Here is a 20770-nt window from a genome sequence, read left to right as displayed (position 1 = left end):
TCACCCCAGTCGCAGGCGGTAGTACGCGGAGCCGGGCTCGTCCCCGCCCGGCTCCGCGACCCGGCAGGAGACGGCGACGTATCCGGCGGCCATCACGGGCTCGAACGCCTCCCGTACCGACGCTCGGACCGCGATCGCCCGCTCCGGATCGGCGGCCACGACCTGCCAGGTCCGAGGTATGCCGAGGAGCAGGTCCGCGCCCGCGGGGACCGTCTCACCCCAGCCGGGCACGCGCGCCGGAACGCCCTCGACGGCGGCCGGGTCCGGCGGTCCCACGAGGTCCCACTCCACGACCAGCCGGTCGGTGGGCTGCCCACGGTCGCGCCCCATGTCGTCGACGCCGTAGAGGTTCGGGACGAACCACCGGGCGCGGGCGCCCAACACGTCGAGGTTGAAGTGCGCGTTGCCCGCCCGCACCGGGTCGTAGGACCACCGCATCCTGGTGAGGCCCGTACCGAGGACGACGTCGCGCTGGCCGTACTTCAGGGCCCGCCCGACCCCTCGCCCCTGCCAGTCGTGGGCGACGACCGCGCTCTGCGAGTAGTGGTAGACCTCGCCGGTCGCGGCGTCCCGGCCGACGAATCCGTACGCGAACCCGACCAGCGCGCCGCGGGAGGCGCCGGAGTCGCGAGCGGCGCCGGCGAACGCGCCGATCACCGAACCGCCGTTGCGGCGCAGCCCGACCAACAGGCGGGGACTCACGGCCGGGTCGGTGGGGGAGAGCCCGAGGACGTCTCGGTAGAGGTCGACCGCCGCACGCATCTCCGCCGGGTGGTCCAGCGGCCGGACGGTGACCGGTCCCGGTCCGGGCGCGGGGTTCGTCACCCTGCGACTTTCCCCGACCTGGCCAGATGTCAAGCCTGCTCCCGGACGGGGTGCCCGGCACGTGATCTTGCCGGTGTCTTTCTTGATCCACTCCGCTAGGCTGCGCGGGATCTTCCTGCCCCTGTTCTGCGGTCCCGGTCCCGACCGTGGGTCGCTCGACGACGCCCGACGACGCGATGCGCCCCGCAGGCGTGAAGGACGAACCCTTGCCATGAGTGAGTCTCGGCTTCGCGGAGCTCTCGACCTCCTCTTCACCGAGGAGCCCGTGCTCGATCTCTATTCCCACGGCCGATGGCAGGTACCCGCCGGCCTGGTCGAGGAACTCGCCGCGCGCATCGACGCGTTGGCGCGCGACCGTCGCTCGGTCCGACTCACCCTCGCCCGACATCCCCTCCTGCGCACGCCGGCACCCGCGGTCGTCGCCGACGTCCTGGGCATCGTGGGTTTCCTGTGCGGCGACGGCGCGGTCCGGGGTGGCTCCTCGCTACGCCTCGAGGAGGACCTGGTCGCGGCCTACCGGGCCACCCCGGCGCTGTTCGACCCGACGATTCGCTGGGTGGCGCCGGCCTCGCCCTGGCGGCCGCCGGGCGGTGAGCTCTTCCGTGCTGCCGGCGACGACCGGGACCTGCGCAAGCTCGCCTGGGAGCTCACCGTCGACATCCTGCGGGAACTGGCCGAGGTCGATCCGCTGGAGGTCCGACGGCGGGCGCTGCTCACACTGTTCGAGCAGGCGGCAGACGATCCAGACCTGCGCGAGGCGACGCTTTCCACCCCGTACCTCCCTTCGGAGTGGACGCGCCTGGAGGAGCGCTGGGCGGACGCGGCGAGCGACGACCTGGTGCGCTCGTTGCCCGAACTGACCGGCCCGGTGGGTTATCTCAGCTGGATCGTCGACGGGTGGAGCGCGGCTCACGAACAGCTCGCGGCCGTCGTTCCCGGCGGCGACGACGTCATCACGGCGTTCATCCAGTTGTTGGTCCAGGCGGGTGTGACCGACGCGCCCGCCGAACTCGCCGTCGGCATTCGCGGCAAGCTGTACGGACAGGTGCAGGACCGGCTGCCGGGGCACATCCGATCGTGGAACGCGCGGGCCTGGCAGCGCCACCTGCGGGCCTGGCTCGCGCGCGCACTGGTCGCCGGTGAGTTCGATCTCGCCCGAGCCTGGCTCGACCTCGCCGTACGTCTCACCGGTGCGGTGCAGGGGCTGCCCGGCAAGTCGCGGACACCCGGACCGTGCCTGGTTCCCGTCGGTGGGTTCCAGGACGACGTGCGTCGGTTGTTCCGGGTACGCCGCGTGCGTCACCCCCTCACGGGGACCACCTCCATGCAGGGGTGGCTCGCCGCGGAGGACGTGTTCCCGCCGGAGGGCCGCGTCGACGCGGAGGCCGGGGTCGAGGAGCACCCCGCCGACGACGCGGAGGCGAGTGCCCCCGTCGAGCCCGCGGAACTCGAGCCTGCGGCTGACCCGGGGGCCGAACCCGCGGCTGAGGCGGACCTCGCGCGAGAGGTGAACGTCGCAGAGGAGGTGGCGCTGGCCGAAGAGGTGGCGCTGGCCGAGGAGATGGCGCTGGCCGAGGACGTGGCGCTGGCCGAGGGCAGCGCGGGACGGTTCGGCGCGCACAACGGCTGGATGCGGCCGACCGAGATGGCAGGTCGTCCGACGGTGCCGCACCTGCCCGAACCGCACGCCGCGGAGTCGCCTGAGCAATCGGCGGAACAGCCGGCGGAACGGTCGGCCGAGCCCGAGCCGGTTGCCGATGACTCGGAGGCGCAGGTCGAGGGAGAGCCCGAGGAATCGCGAGAAGAGCTCGTCGAGGCGGCGGAGCGGAGCAGCGAGACGTCGCTCGAGCAGTCGACAGAGTCTGCCTCGACGGAGACCGAGGATCCGGCGTTCGCTGAGGATCCCGCGTTTGCTGAGGAACCGGCGACCGCTGACGAACCGGCGCCTGTCGAGGAACCAGTGCCTGCTGAGGAGCCGGCGTCCGCTGAGGCACCGGCCGACGTGGCGGCACCGACGCCCGTCGAGCCGATGGTCCAGGGGGCGGACTCCGAACACCCAGACGCAGAACACTCGGTCGCCGAACACCCGGAGGACGAAGCCGCGGCGGAACCCGCACCGGACTCAGACTCAGACTCAGACTCAGACTCGGACGCAGCTGCAGACGCAGACGCAGGTGCGGCTGCGGGAGCGGAGACGCTCGCGCCGGAGCGGTCCTTCGGCCGGGCATCGGCGTTGACCCAGGCGACCGCGATGATCGACCGGATCGTCGGGCAGCCCGCGCTGGTCGCGGTCCTGCGCGAGATGGTGGAGATCCCGGCGCAGGACCTTCGGCTGCTCATCAGTGGCCCACCCGACGTCGGCGGCCCCGTCGCGGTCGACGTGCTGGCCCGGCTGATGACACTGCGCGGCTTCGACGGGACCGCGGTGTGGCTCCACCACGAACAGTTCGCGCGGCTCGCCGTTGCCCAGGCGGTGGGGCAGTTCCGGGACCGTGTCGAGGGGTGCGACGGCGAGCGGCTGATCGCGATCGACGGGCTGGACCAACTGGTCAGCTACGAGACCGTCGGCCGTCCGCTCGCGCAGGAGTTGCACCGGCTGATCAGCGTGCACGGCGCCCAGGTACAGATCGTCGCGTTCGGCGCGCAGGACGGATACCGACGCTTGGTCGACGCGAGCCCGGCGCTGGCGGCGTGGTGGCGCGTCGTCCGCACCCGGGACTTCGAGGCGGCGGAGTTCGCCATGCTCTTCGACCTGGCGGTGGAGCGGCACGGCGTCACGGTGACCCCGGACGCCGTACGGCTCGCGGGTGACCTCCTCGCCGCCACCCCGCCGGACGGGCGGCTGCGCAACGCGAGCCTCGCGGCCTACCTCGCCGACCTCACCGTCGACTCCGCGCGGCGGAGGGCCAACGGCACGTCGGCGCCCACGGTGGACCTGTCCGACCTGCCCCGCCTCGGCACGGACGCACCACCGCGGCACTCCGACGAGGCCAGCCGGCCCGGTCTGCTGTCGAGGTTCGGCCGCCCGAGCTGAGCCTTCAGGGGGTACACACGCCGAGGAAGTTCGCCCAGCTGTCGGCGAGGCGTACCTCCAGGGTCTCGTCCCGGTCCGAACCGGTGCTGCGGAAGCGCATGACCACCGTGGCGGGACCCTGCTCCGGTACCCGGCAGTCGTTGGACCGGAAGGAGAGCAGGACCGCCTGCTGGTCCCCGACCGGTACGGGCCCATAGCGGTCGGGCAGCCGTGGGGTCAGGTCGATCGCCGCCCCGGAGGGAAGGCCCGTACTGCGATAGGAGATCGGACGGCCGCCGGTGTTCTGGACGCGGACGAACGTGGTGATGGTCGAGTTCTCGCCCGGGGCCGAGTCGCTTTCGGAGGCGACGAAGCGTGGCTGCCCGGTGGTCGGCGAGGTGTCGCAGACGGAAGGGAGCAGGTCGCGCTGCCGACCCGTCGACACCTGCAGGGTCGCTTTGGCGCCGATCGCCCGTCCTACCTCCAGGGGTACGACGACCTGCCGGCCGCCCGCGGCGAGCGCGGGAACGCAGTCGCGGACCTTCCAGACGAGGGTGAGGGTACGACGGCCGTGTGGGGCCAGCGGGACCGCGTCCGCGGAGCCATCCTCCCCGTACTCGGTGACGCGCTCGCCCCGAAACATTCCGACGTACTCGAGGCCGGGAAGCTTCGGTGGCTTCGGCGCGAGGAGGACCTGCGGGTCGCCGAGCCGGTTCGTCACGGTGAGATCGACCTGGACGACGTAGTTGGAGTCGAACCGCGGATCGGCCACCTCGACGCCGGTGTCCGCGGCGGTGAGTCGCTGCAACAGCAGCCAGCCCACGACCATCGCGCCGAGCACGAGCAGGCCGAACCGCAGCCAGCGGGGGACGTTCCGCCGTCGCGGCTCGCCCACCTCGGCCACGTCGAATCGGTCGGACGTGGTGTCGCCGTCGCTCCAGTGCATGGGGAGAGTTTCCTCCTGATATGCGGTCCTTCGCCGAATTCTCGTCCTCATGAAGGCCGATCGTGAGGCACCAGGCAAGATGCGTGCATGACCGACCTCGCAGCCGGACGCCCGGCAGACCGCAGCAACGCGCCCGTTCTCGCCGTCGACATCGGTGGTACGAAGATGGCCGTGGGCGTGGTGGCCCCGGAGGGGCAGGTCCTGGTCAGCGACCGCACGCCCACCCTCGTGCGCCCAGACGACGACGCCGAGGCGATCTGGAACCGCCTTCGCGGACTCTGCGAGAAGGTCCTGGACGCGGCCGGGCGACCGGTCGTGCAGGGTGTCGGTGTGGGCTGCGGTGGTCCGATGCGGTGGCCCGCGGGCGAGGTCTCGCCGGTCAACATCGTGGCCTGGCGGGGGTTCCCGCTGCGGGCGCGGCTCGCCGAGATGTTCCCCGACGTACCGGTTCGGGTGCACAACGACGCGGTCGCCGTCGTCGCGGCCGAGCACTGGCGTGGGGCCGGGCGCGGGGTCGAGAACATGTTGGGAATGGTCGTCTCCACCGGCGTCGGTGGCGGCCTGGTCCTGGGCGGACGGCTGATCGACGGGGGCAGCGGCAACGCCGGGCACGTGGGACACGTGGTCGCGGACCCGAACGGTCCGGCGTGCGGCTGCGGCGGACGCGGCTGTGTCGAGGCGATCGCCCGCGGTCCGGCCCTGGTGGAGTGGTCCAGGGCGGAGGGCTGGCGGCCGGACGACCCCGCCGCCGACGTGCGTGAACTCGCCGAGGACGCCCGTGCGGGCGACAAGATCGCCCGTGAGACCTTCGAGCGCGCCGGCTGGGCGCTCGGAGTCGGGATCGCGTCCGCGATCGCGCTGTGCGACGTCGACCGCGTCGTGATCGGTGGCGGCGTCTCCCAGGTGGGCCCGCTGCTGTTCGAGCCGCTGGAGCGGACGGTGCGCACCTACGCGCGGATGGAGTTCACGCGGAGGGCACGGATCGAACGGCCGGTCCTGGACCAGAGCGCCGGCATGGTCGGAGCGGCCAGTTTCATCCTGCGCGGGGACCGCTACTGGTCGGCTGACTGAGGCGAGAGTGTCGCCGCCTCCGCCGGGTATGACCACTATGTGATCAACGGGGGCGGCGGACGTACGCCGGGCGGCTGGCTCGCCGGACTCCGCCGGCGGCTGCGGTGGCGCCCCGGTGGCCGTCCCCGTCCCGAGACCGGGCAGGAGCAGCCCAGCAGCCCTCCCACGCCGCCGCGACCACGGACCAGTCCGTCCTACGTCCAGCGCGCGGCCACCCGTACCGACGTGGTGCCGCGCGGCCTGCTGGTGGCCAGTGAGTGGTCGTGGCGGCTCATCCTGGTGGCCATCGCGCTTCTCGCGATCGCGTATGTGCTGATCAAGCTGGGCGTGGTCGTCGTCCCCGTGCTCATCGCCATCCTGATCACGGCGCTGCTCGAGCCCTTGACGAACCTGCTCGCACGGGCGGGCGTGCGGCGGAGTATCGCCGCCGGGCTCACGCTGCTCCTCCTGATCGTGGTGATCCTCGGCCTGCTGGCGCTGGTGGGACAGCAGATCGCGCTCGGCTACCGCGGCCTGGCCAAGCAGGTCGTGGGTGGTGTCGAGGAGATCCGGGTCTGGCTGGTTCGCGGCCCCTTCCACGTCTCCGAGGGGGACATCAACCGCAGTATCCAGTCGCTTCGGCGCGCCCTCTCGACGAACCAACTGACGCAGGGCGCGCTGCAGATCACCACGACGCTCGCGCACGTCGTCGCCGGCACCTTTATCGCGCTCTTCTCGACGTTCTTCTTCCTGTTCCAGGGCAATCGGATCTGGCGTTTCGTGCTGCACCTGTTTCCGCGGGCGGCCCAGGAGGACGCGGACGGTGCCGCCCGACGGGGCTGGGTCTCCCTGACGGCGTACGTCCGGGCGACGGTTCTGGTGGCCCTGGTGGACGCGGTGGGCATCACGATCGTCGCGGTGGTGCTCCGGGTGCCGTTCGCGTTCGCCATCGGCGTCCTGGTGTTCCTCGGCGCGTTCATCCCGATCGTGGGTGCCACGCTGTCGGGGGCGGTCGCCGTCGTGGTCGCGCTCGTCGCGCGGGGGCCGCTGATCGCGTTGCTGATGCTGGCCGGCGTCCTGCTCGTCCAGCAGATCGAGGCGCACCTGCTGCAACCGTTCCTGATGGGCAGGTTCGTTCGGCTGCATCCGCTCGCGATCCTCTTGGCGATCGCGGCCGGGGGATACCTGGCCGGCATCGTCGGCGCGCTGTTCGCGGTACCCACGGTCGCCGTACTCAACGGCGTCGTACGACATCTGGTCGAGGACGTGCGGTCCCGACGCGACGCGGCGATCCGTGCCGGTCCACCCGCCGCTGGGGGCTGACCTCCACGTCAGCTGCATCTGGTCTTCGCTCAACTGTGGAACGTCTTCGCGTGAGGGTGTCGTGAGCGGGTTTCGGCTGGTCTACGTCGGCGGCATGGGCCGTTCGGGGTCGACGCTCATCGAGCGGCTGCTCGGTGAGCTGCCCGGCGTCTGCTCGGCCGGCGAGCTGGTCCACATGTGGCAGCGCGGCCTGCTCGACGGCGAGGCGTGCGGGTGCGGGACGCCGTTCGAGGCCTGCGTGTTCTGGCGGGACGTCGGCCGGGAGGCGTTCGGCGGCTGGTCCCGGATCGGGGCCCGGGAGGTCCTGCGTCTCAAGGCGTCAGTGGACCGGATGCGGTTCGTGCCGACGTTGTTGAGCCGCCGCTGGTCACCGGAGTTCGTCCGCCGGGTCGAGCGCTACACCGATCTGTACGACCGGCTCTACGGCGCGGTCGCCCGGGTGAGCGGGTGCCCGGTCGTGGTGGACGCGAGCAAGCACGCGTCGCTCGCGGCCTGTCTACGCCAGCGGTACGGCACGGGCCTGCGGGTCGTCCACGTGGTCCGCGATCCCCGCGCCGTGGCGTACTCCTGGGGCAAACGCGTTCCGCGTCCGATGGCGACCAGCACGAGCGTGGAGCAGGAGATGGCGAGGTACTCACCGGGACGCGCGGCCCTGCACTGGACGGCGGAGAACGCCACGCTCGCGGTCCTCGCCCGGCAGGGCGTGCCGACGATGCGCGTGCGCTACGAGGACTTCGTCGCGAGGCCGCACGGCTGCTTCGAGAGGATCGCCGCGTTCGTCGGCCATCGTGGGGACCTGCCGATCGGCGTGGACGGGACGGCGAGGCTCACGGGTTCGCACGCGGTGTCGGGCAACCCGTGGTCCACGTCCTCCCGGGTCGTCACGGTAAGGGAGGACACGGCGTGGCGCCGCCACCTGTCGTCGCGGGACCGGGCGCTGGTGTCGGCGCTGACGGCGCCGGCGCGGTGGCGGTACGGCTACTGACGTACGACCCGAAACTGACGTACGACCCGAAACGTCGAGGGAGCCCCGGCGGTGTGCCGGGGCTCCCTCGGTGTCGTGCGCTTCGGTGGTGAGATCAGTGCGAGATGGTCGGGGCGAACTCCGCCTCGGCCTCGCCGTCCCCGCTACCAGAACCCGATCCGCTCGCCGGGGTGTGACCGGTGGCCAGCGGGATCTCCTTCAGGAAGAAGGCGACCACGACGGCCACCACGGCGAACGGCACCCCGAAGATGAACACGTCGTGCAGTGTCCGGACGAAGGCCTCGAGGACCGGCGCCTTCACCTCCGGTGGCAGGGCCTGGATCGCGCTGACGTTCTGCGCCGCGCCGGCCGGGACCTTGGCCGCCATGGCCGGCGACAGTGTCTCCGCCATGTGGGAGGTGAGACGGCTGGTGAGGATCGCGCCGAACACGGCGGTGCCGAGCGCGCCACCCATGCTGCGGAAGAACGTCGTCGCGCTCGTCGCCGTACCCATGTCCCGGAAGTGGACGGCGTTCTGCACCGCGGTCATGATCGTCTGCATGGTCAGGCCGAGGCCGAAGCCGAGTACGTACTCGAACACCCCGATCGTCCACAGCGTGGAGTCGGCGTGCAGGTTGGACAGCAGCCACAGGGCGACGGCGATGACCGCGGCGCCGACGATCGGGTAGATCTTGTAGCGGCCGTTCTTTGTGATGAGCCGTCCGGCACCGATCGAGGACGTGAACAGTCCCGCCATCATCGGCAGCATCGCGAGACCCGAGGCGGTCGGCGACAGGCCCTGCACGACCTGGAGGTAGAGCGGCAGGTAGATGATCGCGCCGAACATCACGAAGCCCGCGATCAGACCGTAGACGTTGCTCACCGTAAAGACGGAGTTGCGGAACAACCGCAGCGGCAGGATCGGCTCGGAGGCACGCGACTCGACGAACACGAAGGCCACCGCGAGCAGGATGCCCGCGGCGAGCAGCGCCAGCGCGCCACCTTCGGTCCAGCCGTAGCTGACGCCGCGCCACGACAGGTAGAGCAGGATCGTGGAGACCGAGGCCACGATCATCGTCGCGCCGAGGTAGTCGATCTTGTGGTTGCGCCGGATCGTCGGCATCCGCAGGGCGTAGGAGGTGACGATGAGCGCGAGTACGCCGATCGGGAGGTTGATCCAGAAGATCCACCGCCAGCCCGGGCCGTCGGTGAACCAGCCGCCGAGCAGCGGACCGGCGACGCTGGAGAGCCCGAACACCGCACCGAAGTAGCCCTGGTAGCGACCACGCTGACGCGGCGGAATGATGTCGCCGATGGTCGCGAAGGCGAGGGCCATCAGGCCACCGCCGCCCAGGCCCTGGATCGCCCGGAAGGCGACCAGTTCGATCATGTTCTGCGAGAGCGCGGCGAGGACCGAGCCCACCAGGAAGGTGCCGATCGCCGCCTGGAAGATGAGGCGGCGCCCGTACAGGTCGGAGATCTTGCCCCACAGGGGCGTGGAGGCGGTGGAGGTCAGCAGGTATGCCGTGACCACCCAGGACAGCTTGTCGAGTCCGCCGAGGTCGCTGACGATGCGCGGCAGTGCCGTACCGACGATGCTCTGGTCGAGTGCGGCGAGCAGCATCCCGGCCATCAGGCCGCTCAGGGTGATCAGGATCTGCCGGTGGGAGAGGTAGCTGGGGCCATCGGTCGCTGGAGGGGTTCCTCCGGGCGCGGCCGATGGCTGACGTAGGTCTTCGCTCATCGAAACGAACTCCGTGTGCGTGGTGAAAGCGTGCGGGGACCGGTGGGTCCGCGCGTGTCGGATGGGGACCGATCAGGTCCTGTCAGGTAGCGCCGGGCAGGGCGGCGGGATCAGGCGCCGGCCGGCTTCGAAGCCTCGGTGTCGAGGTCGTGGGCAAGCTGGTTGAGCAACCGGTCGAGGGTGTGCAGGTCTTCCTCGGACCAGCCGGCGAGCACTGCGTCAAGGCGCGCACGACGGCGCGCGGAGGCCGCTTCCAGAACGCGGCGGCCGTCGTCGGTGGCCGACAGGAGAGCGGCGCGCTTGTCGATCGGGTCCACGGCGCGTTCCATGTAGCCGGAGCTCTCCAGGGCTCGGGCGTGTCGGCTCACCGTCGACAGGTCAAGCTGGAGTTGCGCGGCGAGGTCGGACAGCCGCATCGGTCCGGAACAGTTGACGGTGTGCAACACGTAGTGCAGTGAAGGGTCGATCGGCAGATCGTGGTCTCGCTTGATGAGGCGAATCATCCGCATCAGGGCGACCATCAGCGTCTCGGGAGTCGAGGAGGACCCGAGGTCGGCCGGGGACGATCCAGTTGGTTGCACACTGCAAGTGTACGGGGTTACTTGCGCGCTGCAACTAGTACTCCGAACTCGCCGGGCCCCGCTCGCGTTCGCGCAGGACGACGGGCAGCCCGCCCTTCGGCCGCAGGGTGACGGCCGCCTGGCGGGTGACCTCGTACCCGGGACGTACCTGCGGCGCCCAGCGGCGGGCGAGTGTCGCGAGCACGAGGACCCCCTCGGCCAGGCGAAGCTCAGCCCGACACAGATCCGGGCGCCGAGACCGAACGGCAGGTAGGCGGCGCGCGGCTGGCCCGGCGCGGCTTCGTCGAAGCGACCGTCCGGGCCGATCCAGCGGGCCGGCTCGAACCGCTCGGGCCGGCTCCAGAACCGCGGGTCCCGGTGCAGCGCGAACTGGCTCGTCACGCACAGGGACCCGGCAGGCAGGGGCCAGCCGTCGAGTTCGAGGTCGACCAGGGTCCGGCGGCCGAGCAGCCAGGACGGCGGGCAGAGTCGCATGGCCTCGGCGAGCACGGCGCGGGTGCGGGGCAGCCGGTCCAGGTCGGCGCAGGACAGCCCGTCGGAGTCCCCGCCGCCCGCGCCCGGGAGCTCGCGGTCGAGTTCCTCGTGCAGCCAGCCCGCCGCGGTGGGGTTCGCGTCGAGCAGCCAGAAGGTCCAACTGAGCGCGCTCGCCGTCGTCTCGTGCCCGGCCAGCAGGAGCGTCATGACCTCGTCCCGCACGTGGGTGTCGTCGTCCATGACCGCGAGCAGCGCGGACAGCAGATCGGGGCCGGGCGGCGCCGCGCGGCGCTCCTCGATCAGCCGCCGGACCACCCGGTCGAGCCGCTCGATCGCCTCGAACAGCCGGGCACGACCAGGTGTCGGGATGGACAGCAACAGGTCGGCTCCGGGCAGCATCCGGCGCTGGTACCCGCGCAGCAACGCGCCGAGCGACTCCGCGACCCGGTGGGTCTCGCCCCGTAGGTCCGAGCCGAACAGCGCCTGCCCCACCACGGTCATCGTGAGCGCCGACATCTCCGCGGCGAGGTCGACCTGCTCGCCGTCCCGCCAGCCGGCGGAGTGCTCCCGCGCGGCGCCGGCCATGGTCCGCGCGTACTCCCGGATCCGTTCGCTGTGCAGGGCGGGCTGGATCAGCCGGCGCTGGGCGCGGTGCCGCTCGCCCTCGCTGGTGAGGAGGCCGTCGCCGAGCAGCAGCCGGATCCGCTCCAGCGCGCGGCCCTTGCGGGTGTCGCGCCCCCGGGTGACGAAGAGTTCCTGCACCAGGTCGGGGTGGTTCAGGACGTAGACGTGTTCGCGGCCGAGGCGCAGATGGGCGAGTCGCGGATATTCGTGGGCGAGTCGGGCGAAGTACGCGGTCGGCTCCCGGCGCAGGACGACCCCGGCGTACAGGAGCGCGCCGGGTGGTCCGGGCGGCCGTGGCACCCGGGGACGGCGCGGCGCCGGACGGGCTGGCTGGACCGACCTGACTCCCATGGTTCTTTGTACGCCGGGCGGTGCCACACTGCGACCATGAACGCGCCGAGCGACCCCGATCTCGCCGAACTCCTCGCGGACGTCGAGGACGCGGCGCGCACGCTGGGGGGAGTCGCGCGGACCACGCCGATGGAGGCGTCCCGCTGGCTGGCCGACAGGGTCGGCGGCCCGGTGCACCTGAAGTGCGAAAACCTCCAGCGCGCCGGGTCCTTCAAGATCCGCGGGGCCTACGTGCGGATCTCCCGGCTGAGTCAGGAGGAGCGCTCCCGCGGGGTGGTCGCGGCCAGCGCCGGCAACCACGCCCAGGGCGTCGCGCTCGCCGCCCGGTTGCTGGACACCAAGGCCACCGTCTTCATGCCGTTCGGCGCGCCGATCCCGAAGGAGGAGGCCACCCGCTCCTACGGCGCCGACGTGCGGTTCCACGGCCAGACGATCGACGAGGCGCTGCACGCCGCCCGGGAGTACGCCGAGGTGACCGGCGCGGTCTTCATCCACCCCTTCGACCACCCCGACATCGTGGCCGGCCAGGGGACGCTCGGCCTGGAGATCCTCCAGCAGTGCCCCGACGTGGCGACGGTCCTCGTCTCGGTGGGCGGCGGGGGCCTGGCGGCCGGGATCGCGGCGGCCCTCGCCGCGCGCGGCTCGCGGGCGCGGGTCGTGGGCGTCCAGGCAGCGGGCGCGGCCGCCTATCCTCCGTCACTCGCCGCGGGGCGTCCCGTGTCGCTCGGGCGCATGACCACGATGGCGGACGGGATCGCGGTGGGCAGGCCGGGTGGTACGCCGTTCGACCTCGTACGCCGCTACGTCTCCGAGGTGGTGACGGTCTCGGAGGAGTCGCTGTCCCGCTCGCTGCTGCTGCTCCTGGAGCGCGGGAAGCTCCTGGTCGAGCCCGCCGGCGCGGCCGCGGTCGCCGCGGCGCTGGACACGCCGGACGCGTTCGAGCCGCCGGTCGTCGCGGTCCTCTCCGGCGGAAACATCGATCCGCTGCTGCTCATGAGGGTGGTCCGGCACGGCATGATCGCGGCCGGACGGTACCTCTCGCTGCGGGTCTCGGTGCCAGACCGGCCCGGCGGCCTGGCCGCTCTGCTCGCCGAACTCGCGGCGGTCGATGCGAACGTCCTGGACGTCGTCCACGAACGCACCTCGGCCGACCTGCACCTGGGCGACGTCGGTGTGGCGCTGCAGCTCGAGACGCGCGGAAAACAGCATCGGGAGCAGATCCTCGGACATCTCCGGGCCTCCGGGTACACCCTGAACTTTTCGTAAGTGCTTTTCCGGATCTATAAAAGTTGCCTTGACACTCCATGAACTGGGGAGTGGAATTGTCCTATGTCTGAGAACACACCACCCCCTTCTGACCCCTGGGCCGAGGCGACCGATCCGGTCCAGCCCACCAACGGGGCCAACGCAGAGGCACACGCCGCCAACGGAGGCGGCCACAGCGACGCCGAGACCCGCCGCGCCGCCGCGGAGACCGTCCGGGCTGCGGAGGGCGCGGCCGGTCCCCAGGCGGAGGCGACCGAGGAGGACCCGGTCCGCCGGATCCTGTCCGACGTCGCGGCCGGACGGCTCACTCCCGAGGAGGGCGCGCGGCGCATCGACGAGGCGCGGCGTGCCGGCGGGGCGGCCGCAGGAGCCGCGACCGAGACGTCGGCCACGTCGACGGACAAGGCTCTGCCCACGACCCCCAGCGCCGCGGCGACCACCCGGCTGCGGATCCGTGCGGTCGGCCGCCGGGTCCGGATCATCGGCGAGCCGTTCATCTCCACGGTCGCGGTCGACGGCCCCCACGTCGTACGCCAGGAAGGCGACACCCTCGTCGTCAGCAGCGAGGGCGAGTTCGGCGCCTCGCTCGACGGCTTCACCCTGATGCGCACACGATCTCTGCGCGACGTCCAGGAGCGCGTGTTCGAGCTCGGCCGGGAGCTGTCCGTCCGCGTCAACCCGGCCTTGGCGGTCGAGGTCGAGGTGACCGCCGGCAGCGTCAACGCCGAGCGCATCCCCGGCCTGGAGCAGGTGCGGGTCACCGGCGGCTCGGCGCGTGTCCGTGACGTCGAGGGGCCGATCGACGTGCTCGTGCAGGCCGGTTCGGCCCAGGTGGAGGGCCGGATCCACAAGGGCAAGTCCCGCCTGCGCACCGAGTCGGGTTCGCTGCAGCTGCGGCTGCTGCCGGGGTCGAGCGTCCGGATCCGCCCCGACGTCCAGCTCGGCCGGGTCCAGTGGGAGCCGCCGGGCGCGGACAGCGACGAGCACGTGGTGGGCGACGGGGACGCCCGCCTCGACCTCGAGGTCGTCATGGGAATGGCGACGATCAAGCAGGCCCCGTGAGCGTGGCGCGTGCATACGGCGTCAGTGGCGCGGCGGAGCCGGAGTACCGCGCGCCGCGCGACTGCCCCGTGTGCGGCGCCGGCCTACAGGTCACCCGCCTGAGTTGTGGCTCGTGCGCGAGCGAGTTGTCCGGAGTCTTCGAGTCGTGCGCGTTCTGCGGACTCACCGACGCCGACCGGGACCTGCTGCGGGTCTTCCTGGTGTCACGGGGCAACATGCGCGAGGTCGAGCGGCACCTCGGGGTGAGCTATCCGACCGCGCGGCAGCGTTATGCCGACCTGCTCGCCAAGCTCGGCCTGGAAGGCGCCGGCCCGGCGCCGGACGTCGACCTCGAGCCGCGACCGCGCCGGGAGGACGTCCTCGCGATGCTCGCCAGAGGTGAGATCGACGTCGACGACGCGGCCGACCGCCTCCGGGGAGTCGGCTGAGGCGAACGGACGCCCGCGACAGTACGGAGCGAGTGAAAGTACGACGGTGCGCGACCCCGGTGGGTCGCGCACCGTCGAGCTGTCTGGTGGTCTGTGCTCAGGCGCCGAACGGCACTGCGTCGACGATCTCCACGGTCACCGCCCGCCCGTTGGGCGCGGCGTAGGTCGCGGTGTCGCCCTTGCGCTTGCCGCTGATCGCGAGTCCCAGGGGAGACTGCGGCGAATACACCTCGAGGTCGACGGACTCGTCGAGGGAGAGGAGCTCGCGCGAACCGAGCACGAAGGTTTCGGTGTCCTCGTCACCCTGGAACCGAATCGTGACCTTCATGCCGGGTTCGACCACACCGTCGTCGGGCGGGGTGGCGCCCACCCGGGCGCGGCGCAGGAGGTCCTGCAGCTTGCGGATCTGCGCCTCGGTCTTGCCCTGCTCCTCCTTGGCGGCGTGGTAGCCGCCGTTCTCCTTCAGATCGCCCTCGTCTCGGGCTTCACCGATTCGCCGGGCGAGCTCCGCGCGCACAGTACCTGTGAGATGGTCCAACTCCGCCTTGAGACGGTCGTAGGCCTCTTGCGTGAGCCAGATGACGTTCTCGTCGGTCGACTGCGTCACAGGTTCGCTCCTTGGTCGTGCGGGGACAGTTCTCTCGGGTTGGTCAGATTGCCCAGATTGCCCGCATTTTCGGGTATCGGTGCTCTCGATGCGTGTCCGGAACTGTACGGACTGACCTATCAGGCTAACAACGCTCGACGGTTCCGGCCATCCCATAGTCGGGGAGATGGCGAGGTCGCCGCGGGAGGTGTCGGCGGGCTGGGCCACCATGATGGAGCGCGCGTATCCTTCACGACTGCGCCACCTGACAGAGGAGATCACTACGGTGTCGTCCACCGAAACCCAGCCACTGCGCCTCATGCATGTGCACGCCCACCCTGACGACGAGTCCAGCAAGGGTGCGGCGAGCACCGCGCGTTACGTCGCGGAAGGCGTCGAGGTCCTGGTCGTGACGTGCACCGGGGGCGAGCGCGGATCGATCCTCAACCCCCAGATGGACCGGCCCGAGGTCCTCGCCAACCTGGCCGAGATCCGCCGCGAGGAGATGGACCGCGCCCGGGAGATCCTCGGCGTCGAGCAGGTCTGGCTCGGCTTCGTCGACTCCGGCTTCCCCGAGGGCGACTCGCCCGAGCCGCTGCCCGACGGCAGCTTCGGCGCGACTCCGGTGGAGGAGGCGGCCGGCGCGCTGGTCAAGGTCATGCGTGAGTTCCGGCCACACGTGGTGACGACGTACGACGAAAACGGCGGATACCCCCACCCCGACCACATCATGACCCACAAGATCACGATCGCGGCCTGGGAGGCGGCGGGCGACCCTGACGCCTACCCCGAGGCCGGCGAGCCGTGGCATCCGCTGAAGCTCTACTACCACCACTCGTTCCACCGCGAGCGCATGATCGCGCTGCACGAGGCGATGGTGAGTCGGGGCCTCGAGTCCCCCTACGCCGAGCGGATCAAGGACTGGAAGCCCGACCCCGCCCACGCGGCCCGGATCACGACACGGGTTCCCTGCGCCGACTACTTCGCGGTCCGTGACAAGGCCCTGCTCGCCCACGCCACGCAGATCGACCCCGACGGGTCGTGGTTCGCCTGCCCGCTCGACGTGCAGGCCGCGGCCTGGCCGACCGAGGACTTCGAGCTGGCCCGAAGCCTGGTGGAGACCACGACACCGGAGGACGACCTGTTCGCCGGCCTCCGGCACCTCTCCGGCCAGCGGCGCAGCGACGACACGACCGACGCGCTCGCGCCAGAGGCATCCTGAGCCCGGCCTGCGACAATCAGGGGTAGAGAGCCTGCGTGGGGCGCGGGCCCCGGAGATTCAGGCGAGAGAAGGTACTCCCAGTGCTGTATGCGTTCCTCGCGGCGGCCGCCCCCCGCGACCAGTCGGTATGGGTGGGTCCCGGCCTGCTCGGATTCGTCGTGATCGCGGGCATCGGTGTCGCGACCGTGCTGTTGTGGCGCAACATGAACAAGCAGCTGCGCAAGGCCAAGGCGAGTTTCGAGGAGCAGGAGCCCGGTCAGTCCGGCGGCGAAGAGGGCCCCGACGACAGGGGTCCGGACGGGCCCACCGGTGACAGCGCCGACGGCGCCAGCGAGCGCCCCGGCGCCGGCGCCGGGAGCAGACGCCCGACCAGCTGACGCCCGACGAGCTGACGGCTGACTGCCGACGAGCTGTCCGCCGCCGGCCACCCGCGACCGGGTCAGGGAACCAACCTCGAGGCGAGCAGCGCCCGTGCGACCTCGGCGTCGCCGTCGATCATCGGCGTGCACCCGGCCGCGACGTCGCGCCCCCACAACGCGAGCCACAGGTCACCGGCCCTGCCCCGGACCGCCGCCACCGCGGTGGCGGCCAGGTCGTCGGGCAGGTCTGGTCCCAGAGTCTTGGGCAGGGCGGGAGCGTCGCTTCCGTCGTCCGGGCAGAGCAGCCAGCGTTCGGGCCGGTCGGTGCACTCCAGCAGGACGGGCGCGGGCAGGGTCGGCGTGGTGCCCGTCCGCTCGGCGACCCGAGCCATCATCACGTCGAACACCTCGCTCACGCCGTCGACCGCGAGGATCGGGTCGACGAGCGGCGAACGGCCGATGGCGAGTTCGGCGTCGACCCGGTGCATGCCGGCCTCGTGTGTCTGTCGCCGCGACCAGAAGCGCGCCGTCCTGCAGCACGGACCGAACCCCCAGGTGGGCGTGTCGGGATCGGTCTGGGCGAGTGCGTCGAGCAGGTTCTGGAGCCGCTCGGCGTACCACTCACCGACGTCCTCCCCTTCCTCGGCGTGCAGCTGGGGATGGTTCGGTCCCGTCCCCGTCCGCACGATCGCCGTTGCCCAGTGGTGGATCTGGCCCACGTGGTGAACGAGGTCCCGCAGGGTCCAGTCAGGGCAGGTGGGCACCTTCGTGGTCGACGGCCCCGTCGCGAGGGCGTCGAGGAGCGCGTCCCCGTGGGCCCGCAACAGCCTCTGGTACGTCGCGGGGTCGAAGACTCCGTGCGGGAGGTCGGTCACGCCACCAACCTAACGAGCCCGGGAACCGGCGCGTCGGGTGGATCAGTGCGCGACAGGTGCGGTCCCATAGGCTCGTCGCTCGTACCCGGACCCAGGGCGTACGCAGGAGGTAGGCGTGACCGAGTTGGCCAACGCGGCCGCGGACCAGACGACGACCGAGCCGCCGGTCGACCAGGCGGCACCGGCCGGCCAGGTCGACGAACGGACCGGCTCCCGCCCGCTCGCGGAGGTCGTCGGCGCCGGTTGGGAGTCGGCGCTCGCCCCGGTCGCCGACCAGATCACGGCCATGGGTGACTTCCTCCGGGCGGAGATCGCGGCCGGACGTAGCTACCTGCCGGCGGGTCCCAACGTCCTGCGTGCCTTTCAGCAGCCCTTCGACGACGTCCGTGTCCTCATCGTCGGCCAGGACCCCTATCCCACCCCGGGCCACGCCGTCGGGTTGAGCTTCTCGGTGGCACCGGAGGTACGTCCGATTCCGCGCAGCCTGCAGAACATCTACCGGGAGTACGCCGCGGACCTCGGTCTGGCGGCGCCGTCGACGGGCGACCTGTCGCCCTGGTCGCGGCGCGGGATCCTGCTGCTCAACCGAGCGCTGACAGTCCAGCCGGGTCGCCCGGCCGCGCACCGGGGCAAGGGCTGGGAGCAGGTCACGGACCAGGCCATCCGCGCCCTCGTCGGTCGCGGCACTCCCATGGTGGCGATCCTGTGGGGCCGGGACGCGCAGAGCCTGCGGCCGCTGCTCGAGTCGGTGCCCCGCATCGAGTCCGCGCACCCGAGCCCGATGTCGGCCGATCGCGGATTCTTTGGTTCTCGGCCCTTCAGCCGGGCCAACGCCATGCTCGCCGAGCAGGGCGGCGAGCCCGTCGACTGGACGCTGGCCTAGGACGACGCCCGGGCACGCTCAGAACGCCCTGGACACGCTCAGAACACGCTCACAACACACCCGGGGTGTGCCCACCGGCCACCACGAGGCCCGGCGGCCTCACGTGCGGGTGGATCTCTCTCAGAGTCCGAGCGTCTTCGCCGGATGTCGGCGGATCGCACGCGGTCCGCGAGGTACGCCCACTTCCTGCCTGGACGGTGTGTTCTACTCCCTCTCGGACCCAGATCCAAGGTCGGGGGATGAAGCATGCGTAGTCGAACAGTGACCGGGGTCGCACTCGCCGTGCTCGGAACGCTCGCGGGGGCCGCGGCGTGTTCGGGGCCCGATGGCCCGCCGAAGGGGGCGGTCGACGCCGCGCGTGGGTTCGCGTCGGCGTGGTCCGCGGGCAAGGCCGTCTCCACCGTCGACCCGCGTACCGCGGCCGCGGCGACCAGGGATATCGAGGCGGCCGGCAAGGACCTCGGAATCCGCGCCACGACGGTCCGTCCGCAGGGCGCCCCGGTCTGCCTGGACGGTGAAGAGGCGAAGAAGATCAACCCCGACGGCGGTGTCTGCGACCAGCCCCTCACCGTGAGCCAGGAGGTCTCCGGGATCGGAACCTGGCGCTACGCCTCGACCGCGCAGGTGCGCCAGGACGCCCAGGGGAAGTGGCGGGTCTGGTGGACGCCCGCGACGTTCCACCCGGAGCTCACCGCCAGCACCGAACTGCACCGGGAACGCACGCTGCCACGACGCGCGTCGATTCTCGACGGCGCGGGCAAGCCCCTGACCAAGGACATGCCGGTGGTGCGGGTGGGTGTCGAGCCGCGCCGGGTACAGCCCGACGTGACCTACGCCCAGCTCCAGCAGATCCTCGACATCGACGCGGCGGCCCTGCGGCAGCGGGCCGAGGCCGCCGATCCGACCCACTTCGTCGACGTCCTGACGCTGCGGGAGCCGGCGTACCAGGAGGTCCGGGTCCGGCTCGACGACGTACCCGGCGTCGTGACCCGGGACGACACGATGTCGCTCGCGCCGTCCTCGACCTACGCGCGCGGCGTCCTCGGAGTGGTGGCGCCGGCCACCGCGGAGTCGCTGAAGAAGGCCGGACCGCAGGCATCCGCGAGCGACGAGATCGGCGCGAGCGGGTTGCAGGAGGCCTACCAGACGCAGTTGGCAGGCACCCCGGGCGCTCAGGTCGACCTCGTCGAGAAGAAGGACGGCCACAAGGTCGCGACGTTGTACACCCAGGTGGCCAAGCCCGGAAAGCCGCTGCGCACCACCCTCGACCCGCGCGTGCAGGAGGCGGCGGAGACCGCCGTGCAGGGCCAGGCGAAGCCGACCGCGCTCGTCGCGGTCCGGGCGAGCACCGGCGAGGTCCTCGCCGCCGCCAACGGGCCCGGCGTCACGTCGTACAACCGCGCGTTCGTCGGACAGTACCCGCCGGGCTCGACGTTCAAGGTGGTGTCGGTCTCCGCGCTGGTCGAGGGCGGGTTGAAGCCGAGCGACCCGGCGACCTGCCCGGCCCGGACCACCGTCGGCGGCAAGATGTTCAAGAACGCCTACGACACCGTGCTGCCCGACGGGCCGTTCACGGAGGCGTTCGCCCACTCCTGCAACACCACGGTCGTCGAACACGCCGACGACATCAGCAACTCCGACCTCGTGGAGATGGCCCGCACGTACGGCATCGGGGAGACCTGGAAGCTCGGCGTTCCGGCGTACTCCGGTTCGGTGCCGGAGCCGGCCGACCTCACCGACCGGGCGGCCAGCATGATCGGCCAGGGCCGGGTGCTGATGAGCCCGCTCGGCATGGCGATGGTGGCGGCCGCCATCGACTCCGGCCAACCCCGCAGGCCCGTACTGCTGCCCGACGTCGCGCCGGGTGGGACGGTCGGAAAGAAGCTGCCGGCGTCGCTGACCACGGCCATGCGGGGGCTGATGCGCTCCGTCGTCACCACCGGCTCGGCCACCACGCTGAACCTGCCCGGCGGCGCCCCGGTGCACGCGAAGACGGGGACGGCGGAGTACGGCAGTGACAACCCGCCCCGCACCCACGCCTGGATGATCGGCTACCGCGGCGACATCGCGTTCGCGCTGGTGATCGAGGACGGTGGTGCCGGTGGTGCGGACGCCGGTCCCGTCGCCAAGCAGTTCCTGCAGGGGATCAGCTCTGTCAGGTTGCCCCCGGTGTGAGCGGCGTCTCGCCGCGGCC

General features: G+C 71.6%; 17 protein-coding genes. 11 read left to right on the top strand and 6 right to left on the bottom strand.

Features of this window, described 5'->3' with window-relative positions; translation table 11 throughout:
* Positions 1-825, bottom strand: coding sequence for a GNAT family N-acetyltransferase (locus tag HEB94_RS42265; RefSeq protein WP_192755041.1), 825 nt, complete (start codon positions 823-825; stop codon positions 1-3).
* A 211-nt stretch (positions 826-1036) separates the two neighbouring features.
* Between HEB94_RS42265 and HEB94_RS42260 the strand changes: the two genes are divergently transcribed.
* Entirely contained in the window at positions 1037-3859 is a 2823-nt protein-coding gene (locus HEB94_RS42260) for a ribonuclease E domain-containing protein (protein WP_192755040.1), read from the top strand.
* 4 nt (positions 3860-3863) lie between these two features.
* Here HEB94_RS42260 and HEB94_RS42255 read toward each other — a convergent pair whose 3' ends face one another.
* Positions 3864-4784, bottom strand: coding sequence for a hypothetical protein (locus HEB94_RS42255; protein ID WP_192755039.1), 921 nt, complete (start codon positions 4782-4784; stop codon positions 3864-3866).
* Between the two features lie 87 nt (positions 4785-4871).
* On the opposite strand from HEB94_RS42255, the gene HEB94_RS42250 reads away from it, so the two are divergent.
* From HEB94_RS42250 to HEB94_RS42240, 3 genes are all read left to right on the top strand, one after another.
* The gene (locus tag HEB94_RS42250) at positions 4872-5855 is read left to right on the top strand and encodes an ROK family protein (protein WP_192755038.1); all 984 of its coding nucleotides are present in this window, start codon (positions 4872-4874) and stop codon (positions 5853-5855) included.
* A 39-nt stretch (positions 5856-5894) separates the two neighbouring features.
* Complete coding sequence (locus HEB94_RS42245; RefSeq protein ID WP_337918338.1) at positions 5895-7157, top strand: AI-2E family transporter; 1263 nt, start codon at positions 5895-5897, stop codon at positions 7155-7157.
* A 61-nt stretch (positions 7158-7218) separates the two neighbouring features.
* Complete coding sequence (locus tag HEB94_RS42240) at positions 7219-8142, top strand: sulfotransferase domain-containing protein (protein WP_337918336.1); 924 nt, start codon at positions 7219-7221, stop codon at positions 8140-8142.
* Between the two features lie 94 nt (positions 8143-8236).
* Here the strand turns inward: HEB94_RS42240 and HEB94_RS42235 are convergent, their stop codons facing one another.
* Positions 8237-9865: an MDR family MFS transporter gene (locus HEB94_RS42235; protein WP_192755037.1), complete on the bottom strand. Its 1629-nt coding sequence runs from the start codon at positions 9863-9865 to the stop codon at positions 8237-8239.
* A gap of 110 nt (positions 9866-9975) precedes the next feature.
* Positions 9976-11844, bottom strand: a complete 1869-nt coding sequence (locus tag HEB94_RS42230) for a cytochrome P450 (protein WP_192755036.1) — start codon at positions 11842-11844, stop codon at positions 9976-9978.
* 87 nt (positions 11845-11931) lie between these two features.
* Between HEB94_RS42230 and ilvA the strand changes: the two genes are divergently transcribed.
* The 3 genes from ilvA to HEB94_RS42215 all read left to right on the top strand — a co-directional run bounded on the left by ilvA (position 11932) and on the right by HEB94_RS42215 (position 14651).
* Positions 11932-13161 carry a threonine ammonia-lyase gene (gene ilvA / locus HEB94_RS42225; protein ID WP_192755035.1) on the top strand — a complete coding sequence of 410 codons (1230 nt, stop codon included), beginning with the start codon at positions 11932-11934 and terminating at the stop codon, positions 13159-13161.
* Between the two features lie 63 nt (positions 13162-13224).
* The gene (locus HEB94_RS42220; protein WP_192755034.1) at positions 13225-14223 is read left to right on the top strand and encodes a hypothetical protein; all 999 of its coding nucleotides are present in this window, start codon (positions 13225-13227) and stop codon (positions 14221-14223) included.
* Complete coding sequence (locus HEB94_RS42215; protein WP_192755033.1) at positions 14220-14651, top strand: DUF2089 family protein; 432 nt, start codon at positions 14220-14222, stop codon at positions 14649-14651. Before HEB94_RS42220 ends, HEB94_RS42215 begins: the two co-directional genes overlap by 4 nt.
* 97 nt (positions 14652-14748) lie before the next feature.
* Here HEB94_RS42215 and greA read toward each other — a convergent pair whose 3' ends face one another.
* On the bottom strand, positions 14749-15258 hold the full coding sequence (greA, locus tag HEB94_RS42210) for a transcription elongation factor GreA (RefSeq protein ID WP_192755032.1): 510 nt from the start codon (positions 15256-15258) through the stop codon (positions 14749-14751).
* Between the two features lie 298 nt (positions 15259-15556).
* On the opposite strand from greA, the gene mca reads away from it, so the two are divergent.
* Together mca and HEB94_RS42200 are read left to right on the top strand one after the other, a co-directional pair.
* Positions 15557-16459: a mycothiol conjugate amidase Mca gene (gene mca, locus HEB94_RS42205; protein WP_238363087.1), complete on the top strand. Its 903-nt coding sequence runs from the start codon at positions 15557-15559 to the stop codon at positions 16457-16459.
* Between the two features lie 80 nt (positions 16460-16539).
* The gene (locus tag HEB94_RS42200) at positions 16540-16836 is read left to right on the top strand and encodes a hypothetical protein (protein WP_192755031.1); all 297 of its coding nucleotides are present in this window, start codon (positions 16540-16542) and stop codon (positions 16834-16836) included.
* Between the two features lie 62 nt (positions 16837-16898).
* On the opposite strand, the gene HEB94_RS42195 is transcribed toward HEB94_RS42200, so the two are convergent.
* Complete coding sequence (locus tag HEB94_RS42195; RefSeq protein ID WP_192755030.1) at positions 16899-17693, bottom strand: maleylpyruvate isomerase family mycothiol-dependent enzyme; 795 nt, start codon at positions 17691-17693, stop codon at positions 16899-16901.
* Positions 17694-17808: 115 nt separating this feature from the next.
* Between HEB94_RS42195 and HEB94_RS42190 the strand changes: the two genes are divergently transcribed.
* The gene (locus HEB94_RS42190) at positions 17809-18576 is read left to right on the top strand and encodes a uracil-DNA glycosylase (protein ID WP_192755029.1); all 768 of its coding nucleotides are present in this window, start codon (positions 17809-17811) and stop codon (positions 18574-18576) included.
* 246 nt (positions 18577-18822) lie between these two features.
* Positions 18823-20751, top strand: coding sequence for a penicillin-binding transpeptidase domain-containing protein (locus HEB94_RS42185; RefSeq protein WP_192755028.1), 1929 nt, complete (start codon positions 18823-18825; stop codon positions 20749-20751).
* Positions 20752-20770 lie beyond the last annotated feature (19 nt).

The sequence above is a fragment of the Actinopolymorpha pittospori genome, assembly GCF_014873875.1.
GTDB classification, from domain to species: domain Bacteria; phylum Actinomycetota; class Actinomycetes; order Propionibacteriales; family Actinopolymorphaceae; genus Actinopolymorpha; species Actinopolymorpha pittospori.
This window is presented reverse-complemented; position numbering and strand designations above follow the sequence as displayed.

Excerpts from the sequence above, each read along its gene's own strand:
- HEB94_RS42220 (WP_192755034.1), top strand. The coding sequence starts at position 13,225 with ATGTCTGAGAACACACCACCCCCTTCTGACCCCTGGGCCGAGGCGACC.
- ilvA (WP_192755035.1), top strand. The coding sequence starts at position 11,932 with ATGAACGCGCCGAGCGACCCCGATCTCGCCGAACTCCTCGCGGACGTC.
- HEB94_RS42235 (WP_192755037.1), bottom strand. The coding sequence starts at position 9,865 with ATGAGCGAAGACCTACGTCAGCCATCGGCCGCGCCCGGAGGAACCCCT.
- HEB94_RS42255 (WP_192755039.1), bottom strand. The coding sequence starts at position 4,784 with ATGCACTGGAGCGACGGCGACACCACGTCCGACCGATTCGACGTGGCC.
- HEB94_RS42260 (WP_192755040.1), top strand. The coding sequence starts at position 1,037 with ATGAGTGAGTCTCGGCTTCGCGGAGCTCTCGACCTCCTCTTCACCGAG.
- HEB94_RS42250 (WP_192755038.1), top strand. The coding sequence starts at position 4,872 with ATGACCGACCTCGCAGCCGGACGCCCGGCAGACCGCAGCAACGCGCCC.
- HEB94_RS42185 (WP_192755028.1), top strand. The coding sequence starts at position 18,823 with ATGCGTAGTCGAACAGTGACCGGGGTCGCACTCGCCGTGCTCGGAACG.
- mca (WP_238363087.1), top strand. The coding sequence starts at position 15,557 with ATGCATGTGCACGCCCACCCTGACGACGAGTCCAGCAAGGGTGCGGCG.